Genomic DNA, 13,959 nt, shown 5'->3' with positions numbered 1-13,959 from the left:
GCTCGGGCACCTCCCCCGCGCTCACGGACGGGCCTCCCGCGAGGAGGGGTCGACCAGTTCGCCGGTGATCGCGATGACGCAGCCGACCACGAGGCTGAGGAAGGCGATCCGCGCGTCGAAGGCGACGGTGGCGACGGCGATGACGAGGAACCGGGTGGGCTGGCCGAAGACCATGATCCGGCGGGCCAGGTGGGCCAGGGAGAGTCCCCCGGCCGCCTCGGCGGACTCCGCCCCGACGGTCGGCCGGGCCCGGGTGACGGTCTCCGCGGCGCCGTCCCGGGGCGGGGGCACCCTGGGGCCGGGGATTCGGAGGCCCTCAGGACGACGCTGTGAGGGCGGGGCGAGAGGATTCGGGTTCGAGGGCGCCGGAGGGGCCGAGCGGGCCACCAGGAGCGCGTCACGCAGGGCCAGGGCGATCAGCGCCCCGGCAGCCCACCCCCAGGCGCTGGCGAACCCGGCGGCGGCCGCTCCGAAGGCCAGGCCGACGTAGACGACGTACTCACGGAGCGGGGCCACCATGGACACGGTCCAGACGGTGAGCGCGTCCCGGCGGTGGGCGCGCATCCGGGCGCGGACGGCGTCACAGCACAGGATCAGCCCGAGCAGGGCCGATCCGGCCGCGGCGCCGACGTCGTCGGCGCGGCTGAACCAGACCGCCGCGCCGACCGCCACCACGAGGCTGATCCGGGTCACCCCCGAACGGGTGACGTGCCTGCGCTCCAACATGCGCGCGGTCACCCGCGCCACCGTGCCAGTCATGTCCGTGCCCTCCCAGTATCAACTGAGAGTCACCGTCGCCCACGCTCTGTGCGCAATCAACCACTGACACGCGTATGGCGCCGGTCGTCCCCACTTCGGCCTTTACGGACAGTTCCAGACACGAAAGAGCGCACCTCCGGAACAGTCCGGGATGCGCTCTTTCGGATGAATCAGGCGGCCTGTCCGCCGTCCTTGCCCTCGTTGCCGTCCTTGGGCTGCTCCGGGGCGGGGTCGGCGGCCTTCTCCTCGGCCTCGACCTTCTTCTCCGCCGCCTCGGCGCGCTTCTTCTTGGCGGCGTCCTTCTTCTTGCGCTCCTCGATCTCCGCCTTGGTGTCCTCGTTGTAGGCGGCCAGCGCGGAGTCGATGTCGGTGTCCAGGGCGAGCGCGCCGCCCTTGATGTACAGACCCCGGTTGCAGAAGCGGCGCAGGTCCTTCTCGTTGTGCGAGACCAGCACCATGGTGCGCTCGTTGGCGAGCATGCGGTCGATGGCCTCGTAGCACTTGCGCTTGAAGGCCTTGTCCCCGACCGCGAGGACCTCGTCCACCAGCATGATCGGATGCTCCAGCTGCGAGATGAGCGCGAAGCCCAACCGCACCTTCATACCGCTGGAGTAGTGCCGGACCGGGGTGTCGATGAACTTCGGCTTGACCTCGGCGAAGTCGACGATGTCCTCGAAGCGCTCGTCGATCTCCTTCTCGCTCATGCCGTGCAGCGAACCGACCAGGTACACGTTCTCGCGCCCGGTCAGGTTGTCGTTGAACCCGGCGCGCAGCTCCAGCAGCGGGGCCACCTTGCCGTGCACGCTCACCTTGCCCTCGTCGGGGAGGAGCACCCCCGCGATCATCTTGAGCAGGGTCGACTTGCCGGTGCCGTTCTTGCCGACGATGCCGACGCAGTCGCCCTTGGCGATGTCGAAGGAGACGTCGCGCAGCGGCCAGAACTCGTTGCCCTCGGCGTTGGGGTCGCGCTTGCTGCCGTGGATGAACATCTCACGGAGGCTCCGCTTGCGGCGGCGGTTCACGGCGAACTTCACACCGAGGCCCTGGGCCTCGATGACCGGACCGCTGGCGACCGCGGCCTCGTAGGTGGACGCCATCACAACTCCTTCAGAACGGACATCTCCAGGCGCCGGAACGTCCAGTACCCGATGACGAGCATCAGGATGGAACCGACCACCGCAGAGGTCAACGCGAGCGGGCTCGGCGTTAGTTCCGCGTACCCGGGGAACCACACCGTTCGGTGCATCTGGAAGATACCCATCAGCGGGTTCAGCTCGTAGACCGTCTTCGCCCAGCCCGGCGCACTGGAGTCGAGCACCATCGCGGCCGGGAACAGGATCGCCGAGCCGTAGAACAGGATGCGAGTCAGGATACGCGTCAGCCGTTCCACGTCGCGGAGCAACACGTTGACCGCGGACAGGAACAGGGTCACGCCCAGGCCGAACATGAAGGTCAGCACGACCGCCAGCGGCAGCCAGAGGAACATGCCCTCCCAGCTGAACCGGCCGCCCAGAGCGAACACGAAGATCAGCAGGACCGGCCAGGTCAGCAGGTACTCGATGAACTTGGTGCCCACGGTGGCCATGGGGAAGATCTCACGGGGGACCTTCATCGTGGTGATCAGCTTCGAGTGCGTGATCATCGCGCGCGGCGCCTCGCTGAGGATCGCACCGAAGGTGGTCCACGGCAGGATCCCCGCCACGAGGAAGAGGATGTAGCCGCCGGGGGCCCCGTCCGGCATACCGCGATCCGCCTGGAGCACGATGCCGAAGACGAACCAGTACACCAACGTCAGCGCGAGGGGTTCCAACATCGTCCAGGCGTATCCCAGCACGGACTGCTGGTACTTGACCTTCAGGTCGCGCCGGACCAGGAGGCCGACGACCTTCCGGTTCTCCCAGACGGCCAGCGTCCTTGACGCCACCGCCACCTCCAAGGTTTGAGATCGTCCGGATCACGATGTGCCGGACGTCGCGTCTACGAACTCGCCTGCGCGCACCGACCGTCTGCTCGGTCGGTTCCTCACCGGACCGGAAGAGGGGGCATCCGGGCGACCGGGGGAAGTCGCGCACCGCGCCCGGCTCCACTACCGAATCAGAGGAGGTAGCGACCGGGCACGCCCAACAGGCGTCCATAGGTTACCGCTGCATGGGACAGACCGTGCCAACCACGTGCCGTGCCAGCCTCATTCGTATTGTTCGCGACCAAGCACGGAAGTCCCCCGATCCGGCGCGACCGCCGGTCAGGAACGAGGGGGGCGTGGACGAGGATGCTGTGCTGTACTCGATCCGAATCCCTCCGCGAAGGCGCCGAACCCGGGCCGAAGCGAAGCGGGGGCCCGAAGAGAAAGAGAATCCCATGCGCGTGATCGCGGCCGTCCTGGCCGGAGGGGTCGGCTCACGGATGGGCGCCCCCTCCCCCAAGCAGCTGCTGCCGTTGGCGGGTCGCCCGATCATCGAGCGTTCGATCGCGGCCTTCGAGGCCAGTCCCGTGGTGGACGAGATCGTCGTGCTGATGGTGGACGGGTTCGTGGGCCGGGTCGAGGAGATCGTGGCCGACGCGGGTTTCACGAAGGTGACCCGCGTGCTGCCGGGCGGGGCGACCCGGACGGACACGTCCTTCGCGGCGCTGGCCGCGATGGCGGAGGCGGACGACTCCGACCTGGTGCTCCTCCACGACGCGGCCCGCCCCCTGGTGCGGCCGGAGACGATCGCGGCCTGTGTCGCGGCGCTCGGATCGGCCGGGGCCGTGGGGGTGGCGGTGCCCAGCGCGGACACGGTGGTCGAGGTGACGGCGGGGAGCGACGGCGGCGAGGTGATCGTCCGGACCCCGGACCGTTCCCGGCTGCGCAGGATGCAGACGCCGCAGGGGTTCCGGCTGGGGGTGGCCCGGCGCGCCTACGAACTGGCGATGGCCGATCCGGAGCTGGTGGCCACCGACGACTGCGGGGTGGTGCTGCGGTACCTGCCCGAGGAGGAGGTCCGGATCGTGACCGGGGACGAGAGCAACGTCAAGGTGACCAACCCGGGTGACGTGGAGGTCGCGGAGACGCTGCTGCGCCGGGCAGGGGAGAGCGCCGGTCCGGGGGCCGCGTCGTGAGCGGGGTGTTCGAGGCGACCGAGGTGATCGGCCACCGTGGCGCGGGCCGGGGTGTGGTCGAGGGGGCGCTGGAGAACACGCCCGCGTCGTTCGAGCTGGCGGCCCGCACCGGCGCGGACTGGATCGAGATCGACGTGCGCCGCACGGCCGACGACCGGCTGGTGCTGTTCCACAACGCGGCGCTGGACGACGGCCGGGCGATCGTGGACCTGACCGAGGCGGAGTGCCGTGCGGAGGGTCTGGTCGGCCTGGAGGAGGGGTTGGCCGCGATCCCGCCCGAGCTGGGGCTGGACGTGGACGTGAAGACGGTCATGGAGGACGGGGTGGACGCCCCGTCGCGGCGGACGCTCTCCCTGGTCCTGCCGTTCCTGCGCCGCGAGTCCGGACGCCGGAGGGTGTTCGTGTGCTCCTTCGACCCGGGTCTGTTGCTGGGGGTGCGCGAGGGCGCGCCGGGGGTGGCGACGGCGTGGATGCCGTACGTCCGCAACCCGGCGGACAGCGCGATCCCGGGCGCGGTGGGTATGGGCTGTCCGGTCGTGGCGGTGGACGCCCGGGCCCTGGGTCTGGCGGAGGACGGGCCGAAGCCGGGCCGTCGCACGCTGGAGTACACGGTGGAGACGGCGCACCGGGCCGGGCTGGAGCTGATCTCCTGGTGCCCGGACCCGGTGGACGCGGCGCGGTTCGCGGCGGCCGGGATGGACGCCGTGGTCGTGGACGACGTGCCGGGCGCGGTGGCGGCGCTCGGTCCGGCCGGGAACCCCGGGTAGGGGCCCGCTCAGATCCGGTCGAGGAGTTCGGCCTTCTTCTCGCTGAACTCCTCGTCGGTGAGCAGGCCCTTGGCGTGCAGGGCGCCGAGCCGTTCGATCTGCTCGAAGATCCACGCGGTGTCCGCGCCCGTCGTCACTTCGGCGGCGGGTTCGGGACTGGTTCCCACGGGAGCCCCCGCGCCGTCGTCCGGCCGCGCGTCGGCGCCCCCGGGGAGGCTCGCGGTGAGCCGGGGGGCGCGCACGGCCTCCACGGCGCTCCGGGCGGCGTCCTTCCACCACTCCGGGTCGACGGGGCCGGGCCGGGTGTCCGCGTCGGCGACCTCGCCGGAGCCCAGCGCGTGCCTCTCGGCGCCGCGCGCCCACCGGTGCGCGGTGACGGTGGCCGCGAGCAGGAAGACCTGGTGGATCTCGTTGCCCTCCTCACCCGCGCGCAGCAGGTTGAGGTCGTTCCTGGGTTTGGCCGAGGCCTCCAGCGCGCTCTGCTCCGTGACGATCCGGACGAAGCCCCAGCCCGTCTCGTCGAGGGGCGCCCACTCGGCGGCGCGGATCTCCGCGAGGTCGTACTCGCGGCGCTGTTTCTTCTTCTTGTAGCCGCTCGCGTAGATGCCCGCCCAGACCAGGGTGAGGCGGTCGCCCTCCAGACGCGCGGTGCCCTCACAGGTCATGATGTGCAGCGGCAGGGCGGGGACCAGGCGGGTCGGGGTCGCGGGGTGGGGCTCCTCCGCCTGGCTCGCGGCGAAGCGGAGCTGGTCGGCCAGGTACTCCGCGACCAGTTCGGTCTTGGCGGATCCGGTGAGCCGGAAGGGCTGGGCCTTCTCGTCGAGCATCGCGCCGACGGCCTCGTAGGGGTCCATGCGCTCGTGCAGCCGCAGGTTCATCACCCAGCCGTTCTTGCGGCCGGCTCCGGGACGGAAGTCGACCTCGCGGACGGCCGCGACGGGTACCTCCAGGGTGCCGAGGAGTTTGAGCAGCGGGCTCCTGAACCAGCCCTTCGTCTCGTACCGGATGGAGACCGACTCCCCGTCGAAGCCCCAGGCGGCCTGGTCGCCACGCAACTCGTCCATTGACACCTTCTCCAGTTCTCAGCAGCCCACTGACCCCTGCCTAGCAGAACGTCCGCCCCCGATCGAGGGCGGACGTCGTCCACTTGTGGCCGATGCGGCCTCCGCGCGGCGGCGCGGGCGGGTACCGGTCAGGCGTTGCCGGAACCGTTCGCGGGCTCACTGCTGGTGCGGGCGGTGCGGGAGTCCGCGCCGAGCCCGGGCGGGCTGGTGATGAAGCCGACGCCCCACGACATGTGCATGGTGGCGAGCGCGACCGGGATCAGCGGCCACGAGGACGCGGGCAGGCCGCGGGTGAGCGGCGCCGAGGCGGCGGTGATCAGGGCGAGGTAGGCGGCGGGCACGAGCCAGAGCGGCCAGAGGAACACGCCGCCGACCAGACCGGCCGCGATCCCCGCCACCGCCACCGGCGGGGCCAGGTAGCGCAGGTTGATGGTGCCCCGGTGCTGGCGGGCGACCACGCGCCGCCAGCGCCCGTAGTGGAAGTACTGCTTGGCGAGCAGCCGGACGTTGCGGCGCGGTCGGTAGGAGACCCGCATCCGGGGCTGGAACCAGACGGTGCCGCCGGTGGTGCGGATGCGGTGGTTCATCTCCCAGTCCTGCGCCCGCAGGAACGCCTCGTCGTAGCCGCCGACCCGCTCCAGGGCCGAGCGGCGGAAGACGCCGAGGTAGACGGTGTCGGCGGGACCGCCCTCACCGCCGGTGTGGAAGCGGGCGTTGCCCACCCCCACCTTGGAGGTCATCGCGGCGGCCACGGCGCGCTCCCAGGGCGTGGTGCCCTCGGCCGCCATGATGCCGCCGACGTTGTCCGCCCCGGTCTCCTCCAGGGTCTCCACGGCCACCCGGAGGTAGTCCGAGGGCATCATCGCGTGCCCGTCGATCCGGGCGACGACGTCGTGCGTGGAGGCGCCGATGGCGGCGTTCAGCCCGGCGGGGGTCTTCCCCGTGGGGTTGTCCACCACCTTCACGCGCGGGTCGGCCGCGGCGAGGCCGTCGGCCACCTCGCGGGTGCGGTCCGAGGAGGGGCCCACGCCCAGAACGACCTCCAGCTCGCCCGGGTACTCCTGGGCGAGGACGTGCTCCACCGCTGCGGCGAGGTGGCGCTCTTCGTTCAGTACGGGCATGACGACGGAGACAGGCGGCCAGGACACGGGCACTTCCCAAGGTCAAGACTGTCGGGACTGCGTGACACCGTGAGGGCTCCAGGGGCGCTCGGGCCCCGGGCTCGCTCGACGGTGGCGCGGCCTCAACGGTACTGCACGCGGAACCGCCGGACGGCCGCGTCGTCCGGGTGTGCGGGAGTGGCGCGCGGGGAGGGCGTGTCGGGACGTCCGGGCCCCGGAGAACTCCCCCGCTGATCACGGCGTCCCACCCAAAGGGGAGAACAACACGCCGAGGGTTGACATCTCGCACCCTTCGGCCGATCGGGTGACAACCTAGATACCCAGGTACCTGGATGCCTAGGACACCGTAGAACGGGTGGGACGGGGACGCCGATGAGCGACGGGGACGCCGGACGGCAGAGGAACACGGGCGAGTTCCGACGGGCACGCTCGCAGCCTCAGCCACCCGGTCGGCGGCGCTCGTCACGGTCCGGTCGGTTCACCGTCCCCGAACCGCGCGTGCGCCGCCGCCGCAACGGCCTGGTCCTGATGAGCGTGCTCTCGGTGCTGGTCCTGCTCGCCTCCGGGACCTCGTGGGCGATCACGGGGTGGATGTCCGGGGCGCTGAACCGGTTCGACGTGTTCGGCGGGCTCTCCGAGGGCGACCGTCCGGAGGAGACCGGCGGGTTGACCTTCCTCGTCATCGGCTCCGACAGCCGGGACGAGATGAGCAAGGAGGACAAGAACGCGCTCAGCGTGGGGTCCACGCCGGGGCAGCGTTCGGACAGCATGATGCTGGTCCGCCTCAACCACGAGCGCGACCACCTCACCGTGGTGGGCCTCCCCCGCGACCTGTGGGTGGACATCCCCGGCGAGGGCGAGGACAAGATCAACGCGGCCTACGCCTACGGCGGACCGCAGCTCGCCGTGCAGACGGTGGAGTCCGTCACCGACGTGCGGATCGACCACTACGTCGAGGTGGACTTCAACGGGTTCGTGGAGGTGGTCGACGCCCTGGAGGGGATCGACGTGTGCCTGCCCGAGCCCATCAACGACCCCAAGGCGCACCTGGACATGCAGGCCGGGACGCACCGGGTGGACGGCGCGGAGGCGTTGGCCTTCGCCCGCACGCGGGCCACCCCGCGCGGCGACCTGGACCGGATCGACCGCCAGCAGCAGGTGCTGTCGGCCATGCTCGACCGGGCCATGAGCACCGAGACGCTCTCCGACCCGCGCAAGCTGACCGCGTTCCTGGACAGCGCGCTGACGTCGGTGACGGTCGACGAGGGGCTGGACACCAGCACCATCAACGACCTCGCGTACCAGATGCGCGACGTCGACCTGGGGAACGTCACCTTCGCGCAGGTGCCCATCGCGGACATGGAGCACTGGACGCCGCGCGGCGACGTGGCCCTGCTGTGGGACGAGACCGCCGCCCGGGAGATGTTCGCGACGATCAACGCCGACCGCCCCCTGTCGGAGCCCGAGGAGGAGCCGGAGGCCGCCGAGGAGGACGGCGAGCCGGTCCCCTCCGACATCAGTCTGCGGGTGTTCAACGGCACCGCCACCCCGGGGCTGGGTTCGCAGATGGACTCCCAGCTGTCGACGGCCGGGTTCGACGTGACGGACGGCGCCGAGAACTGGAGCAGCCGCGACGTGGCCACCACGGAGGTCAGGTTCGGGCCGGGGCAGGAGCAGGCCGCCGAGTACCTGGCGGGCACCCTCCCGGGTTCACAGACCGTGGAGGACCGGACCCTGGACGAGGACCTCCAGGTCGTGATCGGATTCAACTACACGACGTTCGAGGCCCCCCGGGTCGAGGCGACCGAGGCGGCGCCGGAGGAGGAGCCCTCCGCCAGCGCCGAACCGGCCACCACGACCGCGAAGGACAACATCTGCGGGTGACCCCGCGAAGAAAGGGACACGTGCTCCGCCACCTGGTCGGTCTGCTCTCCGGAATCGCCCTCGCACCCGTGCTGTGGGTGGGTGTCGCGTGGTCGGCCGACCTCCTCCCGAAGATCACCCAGGGCGAGGTGACCGTCGCCACGGTGTTCTCCGTGGTGGTGCTGTGCCTGGTGGGGATCGTCGGCGCCTACCTCGTGGCGTCCGGGTTCTCCCCGCTGGCGGCGGGCGCCTCCGGACTCCTGCTCGTGGCCCTGTGCCTGTGGCCGGTGGTCGCACGGGACACGGTGGAACCGGCCCTGTACTGGCTCAACGAGGAGAGCTTCCTCTACCCGAACGGCGCGGGGCTCGGTGTGGCGCTCCCCCTGGGCGTGCTGCTGCTGGTCTCCGCGACGACGCCGACCCGGTGGCGGGCGGCCGCCGACACCGGCCCGTCGGGCCTCCCTGCCGCCCGTGTGGTGGCCAGCCACAGCCGCGAGGAGTTCCAGCGGGGCGGGCGGCCCCCGGCCGAACCGGCGTACGACGGCGAGTCGGTCACCCTGGTCGACCCGAAGCGGGTCTGGAACGACGGCGGACCGGCGGGCGACACCGTTCCGGACGTGCCGCCGCCCTCCTCACCCGTGCGGCGGTACGACGATCCCAGCAGGACCACGACACCGTTTCGTCGCGGAGAGAGCGGCGCGGTGTGGACCCCGGTGGACGAGGATCCCGGTCACAGCGGGTCGTTCGGGGACGGACGCTACTAGTCGGCACCAGGGTGTGTGACACCGCACGAACCCCGACAGTCCTCCCCCGGTGCCGAGCGACCCCAACCCGCCGGTAATCTGACCGCCTGACTGTTCACGTGTTGTTCGGTCACGCGCCAGACCCCGACGCGTAGGGTGATGCACCGTCCCCCACGGACTACCCGTCGGCCGAACCATGTCCGTTTTCTGCCCTCATGCGGGATGTGAGCCGCCACCAGCGGGCACACCAGCTGGTGAGGCGCGTGCGGAAGCAAGGAAGGAACACCAGTGGTCGAAGCGGAACGTATGCGGGTCTCCGTCATCGGAACCGGCTATTTGGGCGCCACCACGGCCGCCTGCCTGGCCGAGATGGGCTACGAGGTCATGGGCCTCGACGTCGACGAGGCCAAGATCAGCATGCTGCGCTCCGGCAGGGTCCCCTTCTACGAGCCCGGACTCGACGAGCTGCTCACCGCCAACCTGGAGACCGGTCGGCTGCGCTTCACCACGGACTTCGCGGAGACCGCCGAGTTCGCCGACGTGCACCTGATCTGCGTGGGCACCCCCCAGCGGGACGACTCCGGCGCCGCCGACCTGCGGTACGTCAACTCCGCGGTGGACCAGCTCGCCCCGCACCTGACCCGGCCGACCGTGGTCGTGGGCCGCTCCACCGTTCCGGTGGGCACCGCCGCCACCCTGGCCGCCCGCCTGGCGGCGCTCGCGCCGGTCGGCGCGGAGGCCGAGCTCGGCTGGAGCCCGGAGTTCCTCCGTGAGGGCTTCGGCGTGGAGGACACCCTGCGGCCCAACCGGATCGTGATCGGCACGGACTCCTCCCGGGTGGAGAAGACGGTCCGCGCCCTCTGGCAGCAGCAGGTGGACGAGGGCATCCCCTTCCTGGTCACCGACCTCCAGACCGCCGAGCTGGTCAAGGTGTCGGCCAACGCGTTCCTGGCCACCAAGATCTCCTTCATCAACGCGATGGCCGAGGTGTCCGAGGTCGCGGGCGCGGACGTCATCCAGCTCGCCGAGGCGCTGTCCTACGACGACCGCATCGGCGGGAAGTTCCTCGGCCCGGGCCTGGGCTTCGGCGGAGGGTGCCTGCCCAAGGACATCCGCGCGTTCATGGCCCGCGCCGACGAGCTCGGGGTGGAGCCCGCGCTGTCGTTCCTGCGCGAGGTGGACGCGATCAACCAGCGCCGCCGTGCGCGCACGATCGACATCGCCCGCCAGCTGATCGGCGGCAACTTCGCCGGGCGCACCGTGACGGTCCTGGGTGCGGCGTTCAAGCCGAACTCGGACGACATCCGCGACTCACCGGCGCTGGACGTGGCCTCCACCATCGCGTCCCTGGGCGCTCGGGTGACCGTGTACGACCCGGCCGCCCTGGAGCGTGCGCGCGAGGCGCACCCGGAGCTGAACTACGCGGACTCCATGCTGGAGGCCGCGCGGGGGGCCGACGTGGTCCTGCTGCTCACGGAGTGGGCGGAGTTCCGCGAGGCCAACCCGGAGGAGCTGGCCACGGTGGTGGCGCAGAAGAGGATCGTGGACGGGCGCAACGCCCTGGACCCGATCTACTGGCGCGCCTCCGGCTGGACCTACCGCGCACTGGGCCGCCAGTAGCGAACGCACCGAACGGGCCGTCCCCTGGGGGCGGCCCGTTCGTCGTGTGCGCCCGACCCATGATTGACTTCGCACCGTAGTCATACGGTGACCCTTGGTGCTCCCAGGGGTCCAGTCGAACGGAGTCCGATGTCGAAGTTCCCCTTGGTGGTCGGTGCCGTCCTCGCCTTGGTGGTGGCCACCACCGCCTCCGCCGCCCCCTCGGGCCACCCGGCGCCCGGCTCCCCGCGCGCCGCTTCCCACCTGGGGCAGCCCTCCTCCGCGGGCAACCCGGAGACGGAGTACGAGCTGCTCAGGAACCTGTCCCCGGTGGAGTACCTGGACCGCTGGTGGACCGTCGAGGGCAGCTGGAACCGGCCCGGACACGACGCGGTGGTGGCCGACGCCCAGTCCCTGAAGGAGCTCCAGGAGCTGCCCTCGGGCTGGATGCTGGACCGCGTCGGTTCCCCGTGGGGCTCGTTCCTCGCCCACGCGCCCGCGCCCGCCTCCCGGCACGCGTCGTAGCGCCCCCGGCCCGACCTGCCCGGAACAGGGTCACTGCTCCTGGCGGTTCGCCTCGTCCACCTTCTCGCGCAGCCACTCGGGGATGGACCCCTCAGCCCGAGGGACACGCCGGTATGTACGTACGTCAAAATGTTAGGCTGGCGGCATGAGCCAACGTGAGGACCTGCTGGTGGGCGCGAAGAAGTGCCTGGCGGAGAAGGGCTACACCAAGACCACCGCCCGGGACATCGCCGCCGCCTCCGGCGCGCACCTGGCGTCCATCGGATACCACTTCGGCTCCAAGGACCGCCTCATGAACACCGCCGTGATCGAGGCGACCGGCGAGTGGGGCGACGTCTTCGTCGCGGCCGTCGCCCGGGCCCGGCCGGAGACCGCGCGGGACCGGGCCCGGCTCCTGCTCGGCACGCTGTTCGCGACCCTGCCCGAGCACCGCGACCTCATGGTCTCCAGCGTCCAGGCCTTCGGCCAGGCCCAGTTCGACGAGGCCATGCGCGCGAACCTGGCCGAGGGGATCGCGGAGGCCCGCCGGGAGTTCAGCGCCCTGATCCTCGGCGTCCCCGTGGCGGAGGTCGACCCCGGGACCGCCGCGGGCCTGGGGTCGATGGTCTACAACCTGGTCACCGGGTACGTCCTCCAGTACCTGGTCGACCCCGACTCCCTGCCCACGGTCGACCAGGCGATGGACGGGCTGCGCGCGCTCCTGCCCGAGTGACCTACCGGCCGAACCCCATGGTCCGGCCGCCGTCGGCCACCTCGCGGCGCAGCCGCTCGCCCTTGGCGTGCGCCTGCTCCCTGAGCTCCTCCTGGAACGCGGTCATCCGCTCGGCCAGCCGCTGGTCGTGCGCGGCGAGCTGGCGCACGGCCAGCAGACCGGCGTTGCGGGCGGCGCCCACCGCGACGGTGGCCACCGGGACCCCGGCGGGCATCTGCACGATGGACAGCAGCGAGTCCATGCCGTCGAGGTACTTGAGCGGCACCGGGACGCCGATGACCGGGAGGGTGGTCACCGAGGCCAGCATCCCCGGCAGGTGGGCGGCACCGCCCGCACCGGCGATGATCGCCTTCAGGCCCCGGCCGGCGGCCTCCGAACCGTAGGAGATCATCTCGTGCGGCATGCGGTGCGCCGAGACCACGTCGGCCTCGAAGGGGACCCCGAACTCCGTGAGCGCGTCGGCCGCGTCACGCATCACCGGCCAGTCGGAGTCGGACCCCATCACGATGCCCACCACGGGCTTGCTGTCGGTCACTTCTGGTCTCCTCGCAGGTAGGAAGCGGCGTCGCGGGCGCGCTCCAGCAGGTCCTGGTAGTCGTCGCCCATCACGGTGACGTGCCCGATCTTGCGGCCCGGACGCACGTCCTTGCCGTAGAAGTGCACCTTCACCTCGGGGTCCTTGGCCATCACGTGCAGGTAGCGGCGGTAGACGTCGGGGTCCTCGCCGCCCAGCAGGTTGGCCATGACGGTGTAGGGGGCGTTGGTGCGCGGTGAGCCCAGGGGCAGGTTCAGGACCGCGCGCAGGTGCTGCTCGAACTGCGACGTGCGGGCCCCCTCGATGCTCCAGTGGCCGGAGTTGTGCGGGCGCATGGCCAGCTCGTTGACGACCACGTCGTCGGCGGTCTCGAACAGCTCCACCGCGAGCACGCCCGTGACGTCCAGGGCGTGCGCGATCTCGATGGCCAGCTTCTGGGCGCGCAGGGCCAGCTCCTCGGCCAGGCCCGGCGCGGGGGCGATCACCTCGTGGCAGATCCCGCCGCGCTGGACGGTCTCCACGACGGGGTACACGGCGACCTGCCCGTGCGGCGAACGGGCCACCTGGACGGCGAGCTCGCGGGAGAAGTCCACCTTCTCCTCCACGAGCAGCGGGACGTCCTCGGCGGCGGCGCGGTCCACGACCTCGCGGGCCTCCCCGGGGCCGTCGACGACCCACACGCCCTTGCCGTCGTAGCCGCCGCGCGCGGCCTTGAGCACGACCGGCCACCCGGTGTCCCCGGCGAACCCGGTGACGTGTTCGAGGGTGGTCACCGCCCGCCAGCGCGGGGACGGCGCGTCCAGTTCGGCCATGCGGGTACGCATCCGCAGCTTGTCCTGGGCGAAGCGGAGGGCGTCGCGGCCGGGCCTGAGCAGCCCGCCCGCCTCCTCCACAGCCCGCAGGACCGGTTCGGGCACGTGCTCGTGGTCGAAGGTGACGACGTCGTTGGCCTTGGCGAAGGCCAGGACGTCGTCGAGGCCCCGGTCGTCGCCCAGGGTGACGTCGCCGCAGACCAGGGCCGCGCTGTCCCGGGGATCGGCGGCCAGGACGGAGAAGTCCACTCCCAGTCCGATGCCCGCCTGGTGGGTCATCCGGGAGAGTTGGCCTCCGCCCACCATTCCCACACGGGGGACGATGCGGTTACGCTCGCTCACAGTTCCTCAACTCAATGC

At 71.4% G+C, this 13,959-nt stretch carries 14 protein-coding genes; 7 read left to right on the top strand and 7 right to left on the bottom strand.

The features are described 5' to 3' along the window. Nucleotides 1-21: 21 nt before the first annotated feature. The 3 genes from AC0VYL_RS04415 to AC0VYL_RS04405 all read right to left on the bottom strand — a co-directional run bounded on the left by AC0VYL_RS04415 (nt 22) and on the right by AC0VYL_RS04405 (nt 2,695). A complete protein-coding gene (locus AC0VYL_RS04415) occupies nt 22-759 on the bottom strand; it encodes a hypothetical protein (protein ID WP_475482396.1) in 738 nt (245 codons plus the stop codon). A gap of 170 nt (nt 760-929) precedes the next feature. Then, nucleotides 930-1,856 (bottom strand): ABC transporter ATP-binding protein, encoded by a 927-nt coding sequence (locus AC0VYL_RS04410; RefSeq protein WP_475459475.1) that lies wholly within the window; start codon nt 1,854-1,856, stop codon nt 930-932. Beyond that, a complete protein-coding gene (locus tag AC0VYL_RS04405; RefSeq protein ID WP_475459472.1) occupies nt 1,856-2,695 on the bottom strand; it encodes an ABC transporter permease in 840 nt (279 codons plus the stop codon). The genes AC0VYL_RS04410 and AC0VYL_RS04405 overlap by 1 nt, the downstream gene beginning before the upstream one ends. A 422-nt stretch (nt 2,696-3,117) precedes the next feature. On the opposite strand from AC0VYL_RS04405, the gene AC0VYL_RS04400 reads away from it, so the two are divergent. Further along, nucleotides 3,118-3,858: an IspD/TarI family cytidylyltransferase gene (locus AC0VYL_RS04400; protein ID WP_475459469.1), complete on the top strand. Its 741-nt coding sequence runs from the start codon at nt 3,118-3,120 to the stop codon at nt 3,856-3,858. Next, nucleotides 3,855-4,625 (top strand): glycerophosphodiester phosphodiesterase, encoded by a 771-nt coding sequence (locus tag AC0VYL_RS04395; RefSeq protein WP_475482395.1) that lies wholly within the window; start codon nt 3,855-3,857, stop codon nt 4,623-4,625. Before AC0VYL_RS04400 ends, AC0VYL_RS04395 begins: the two co-directional genes overlap by 4 nt. An 8-nt stretch (nt 4,626-4,633) precedes the next feature. Here the strand turns inward: AC0VYL_RS04395 and AC0VYL_RS04390 are convergent, their stop codons facing one another. Beyond that, nucleotides 4,634-5,689, bottom strand: coding sequence for a DUF4429 domain-containing protein (locus AC0VYL_RS04390; protein WP_475482394.1), 1,056 nt, complete (start codon nt 5,687-5,689; stop codon nt 4,634-4,636). A gap of 128 nt (nt 5,690-5,817) precedes the next feature. Next, nucleotides 5,818-6,837, bottom strand: a complete 1,020-nt coding sequence (locus AC0VYL_RS04385; RefSeq protein ID WP_475482393.1) for a glycosyltransferase family 2 protein — start codon at nt 6,835-6,837, stop codon at nt 5,818-5,820. Between the two features lie 345 nt (nt 6,838-7,182). Here AC0VYL_RS04385 and AC0VYL_RS04380 point away from each other — a divergent pair, with 345 nt between their 5' ends. From AC0VYL_RS04380 to AC0VYL_RS04360, 5 genes are all read left to right on the top strand, one after another. Further along, nucleotides 7,183-8,694, top strand: coding sequence for an LCP family protein (locus tag AC0VYL_RS04380; protein ID WP_475482392.1), 1,512 nt, complete (start codon nt 7,183-7,185; stop codon nt 8,692-8,694). Between the two features lie 20 nt (nt 8,695-8,714). Then, complete coding sequence (locus tag AC0VYL_RS04375; RefSeq protein ID WP_475462942.1) at nt 8,715-9,437, top strand: YIP1 family protein; 723 nt, start codon at nt 8,715-8,717, stop codon at nt 9,435-9,437. Between the two features lie 267 nt (nt 9,438-9,704). Beyond that, the gene (locus AC0VYL_RS04370) at nt 9,705-11,036 is read left to right on the top strand and encodes a UDP-glucose dehydrogenase family protein (protein WP_475459456.1); all 1,332 of its coding nucleotides are present in this window, start codon (nt 9,705-9,707) and stop codon (nt 11,034-11,036) included. Nucleotides 11,037-11,165: 129 nt separating this feature from the next. Continuing rightward, nucleotides 11,166-11,540: a hypothetical protein gene (locus AC0VYL_RS04365; protein ID WP_475482391.1), complete on the top strand. Its 375-nt coding sequence runs from the start codon at nt 11,166-11,168 to the stop codon at nt 11,538-11,540. Nucleotides 11,541-11,685: 145 nt separating this feature from the next. Further along, nucleotides 11,686-12,252, top strand: a complete 567-nt coding sequence (locus AC0VYL_RS04360; RefSeq protein ID WP_475482390.1) for a TetR/AcrR family transcriptional regulator — start codon at nt 11,686-11,688, stop codon at nt 12,250-12,252. 1 nt (nt 12,253) lies between these two features. On the opposite strand, the gene purE is transcribed toward AC0VYL_RS04360, so the two are convergent. Continuing rightward, entirely contained in the window at nt 12,254-12,787 is a 534-nt protein-coding gene (purE, locus tag AC0VYL_RS04355) for a 5-(carboxyamino)imidazole ribonucleotide mutase (protein WP_475482389.1), read from the bottom strand. After that, nucleotides 12,784-13,941 carry a 5-(carboxyamino)imidazole ribonucleotide synthase gene (locus tag AC0VYL_RS04350; RefSeq protein WP_475482388.1) on the bottom strand — a complete coding sequence of 386 codons (1,158 nt, stop codon included), beginning with the start codon at nt 13,939-13,941 and terminating at the stop codon, nt 12,784-12,786. The genes purE and AC0VYL_RS04350 overlap by 4 nt, the downstream gene beginning before the upstream one ends. Between the last annotated feature and the right edge of the window lie 18 nt (nt 13,942-13,959).

This window comes from Nocardiopsis sp. iso_238 (assembly GCF_056173325.1).
Note: the sequence above shows the minus strand (reverse complement) of the source record. Positions and strands in the feature narration are given on the sequence as shown.

Bases quoted from the DNA above. Each gene is read 5' to 3' on its own strand.
- AC0VYL_RS04360 (WP_475482390.1), top strand. From the start codon at position 11,686: ATGAGCCAACGTGAGGACCTGCTGGTGGGCGCGAAGAAGTGCCTGGCG.
- AC0VYL_RS04365 (WP_475482391.1), top strand. From the start codon at position 11,166: ATGTCGAAGTTCCCCTTGGTGGTCGGTGCCGTCCTCGCCTTGGTGGTG.
- AC0VYL_RS04400 (WP_475459469.1), top strand. From the start codon at position 3,118: ATGCGCGTGATCGCGGCCGTCCTGGCCGGAGGGGTCGGCTCACGGATG.
- AC0VYL_RS04390 (WP_475482394.1), bottom strand. From the start codon at position 5,689: ATGGACGAGTTGCGTGGCGACCAGGCCGCCTGGGGCTTCGACGGGGAG.
- AC0VYL_RS04380 (WP_475482392.1), top strand. From the start codon at position 7,183: ATGAGCGACGGGGACGCCGGACGGCAGAGGAACACGGGCGAGTTCCGA.
- AC0VYL_RS04415 (WP_475482396.1), bottom strand. From the start codon at position 759: ATGACTGGCACGGTGGCGCGGGTGACCGCGCGCATGTTGGAGCGCAGG.
- AC0VYL_RS04410 (WP_475459475.1), bottom strand. From the start codon at position 1,856: ATGGCGTCCACCTACGAGGCCGCGGTCGCCAGCGGTCCGGTCATCGAG.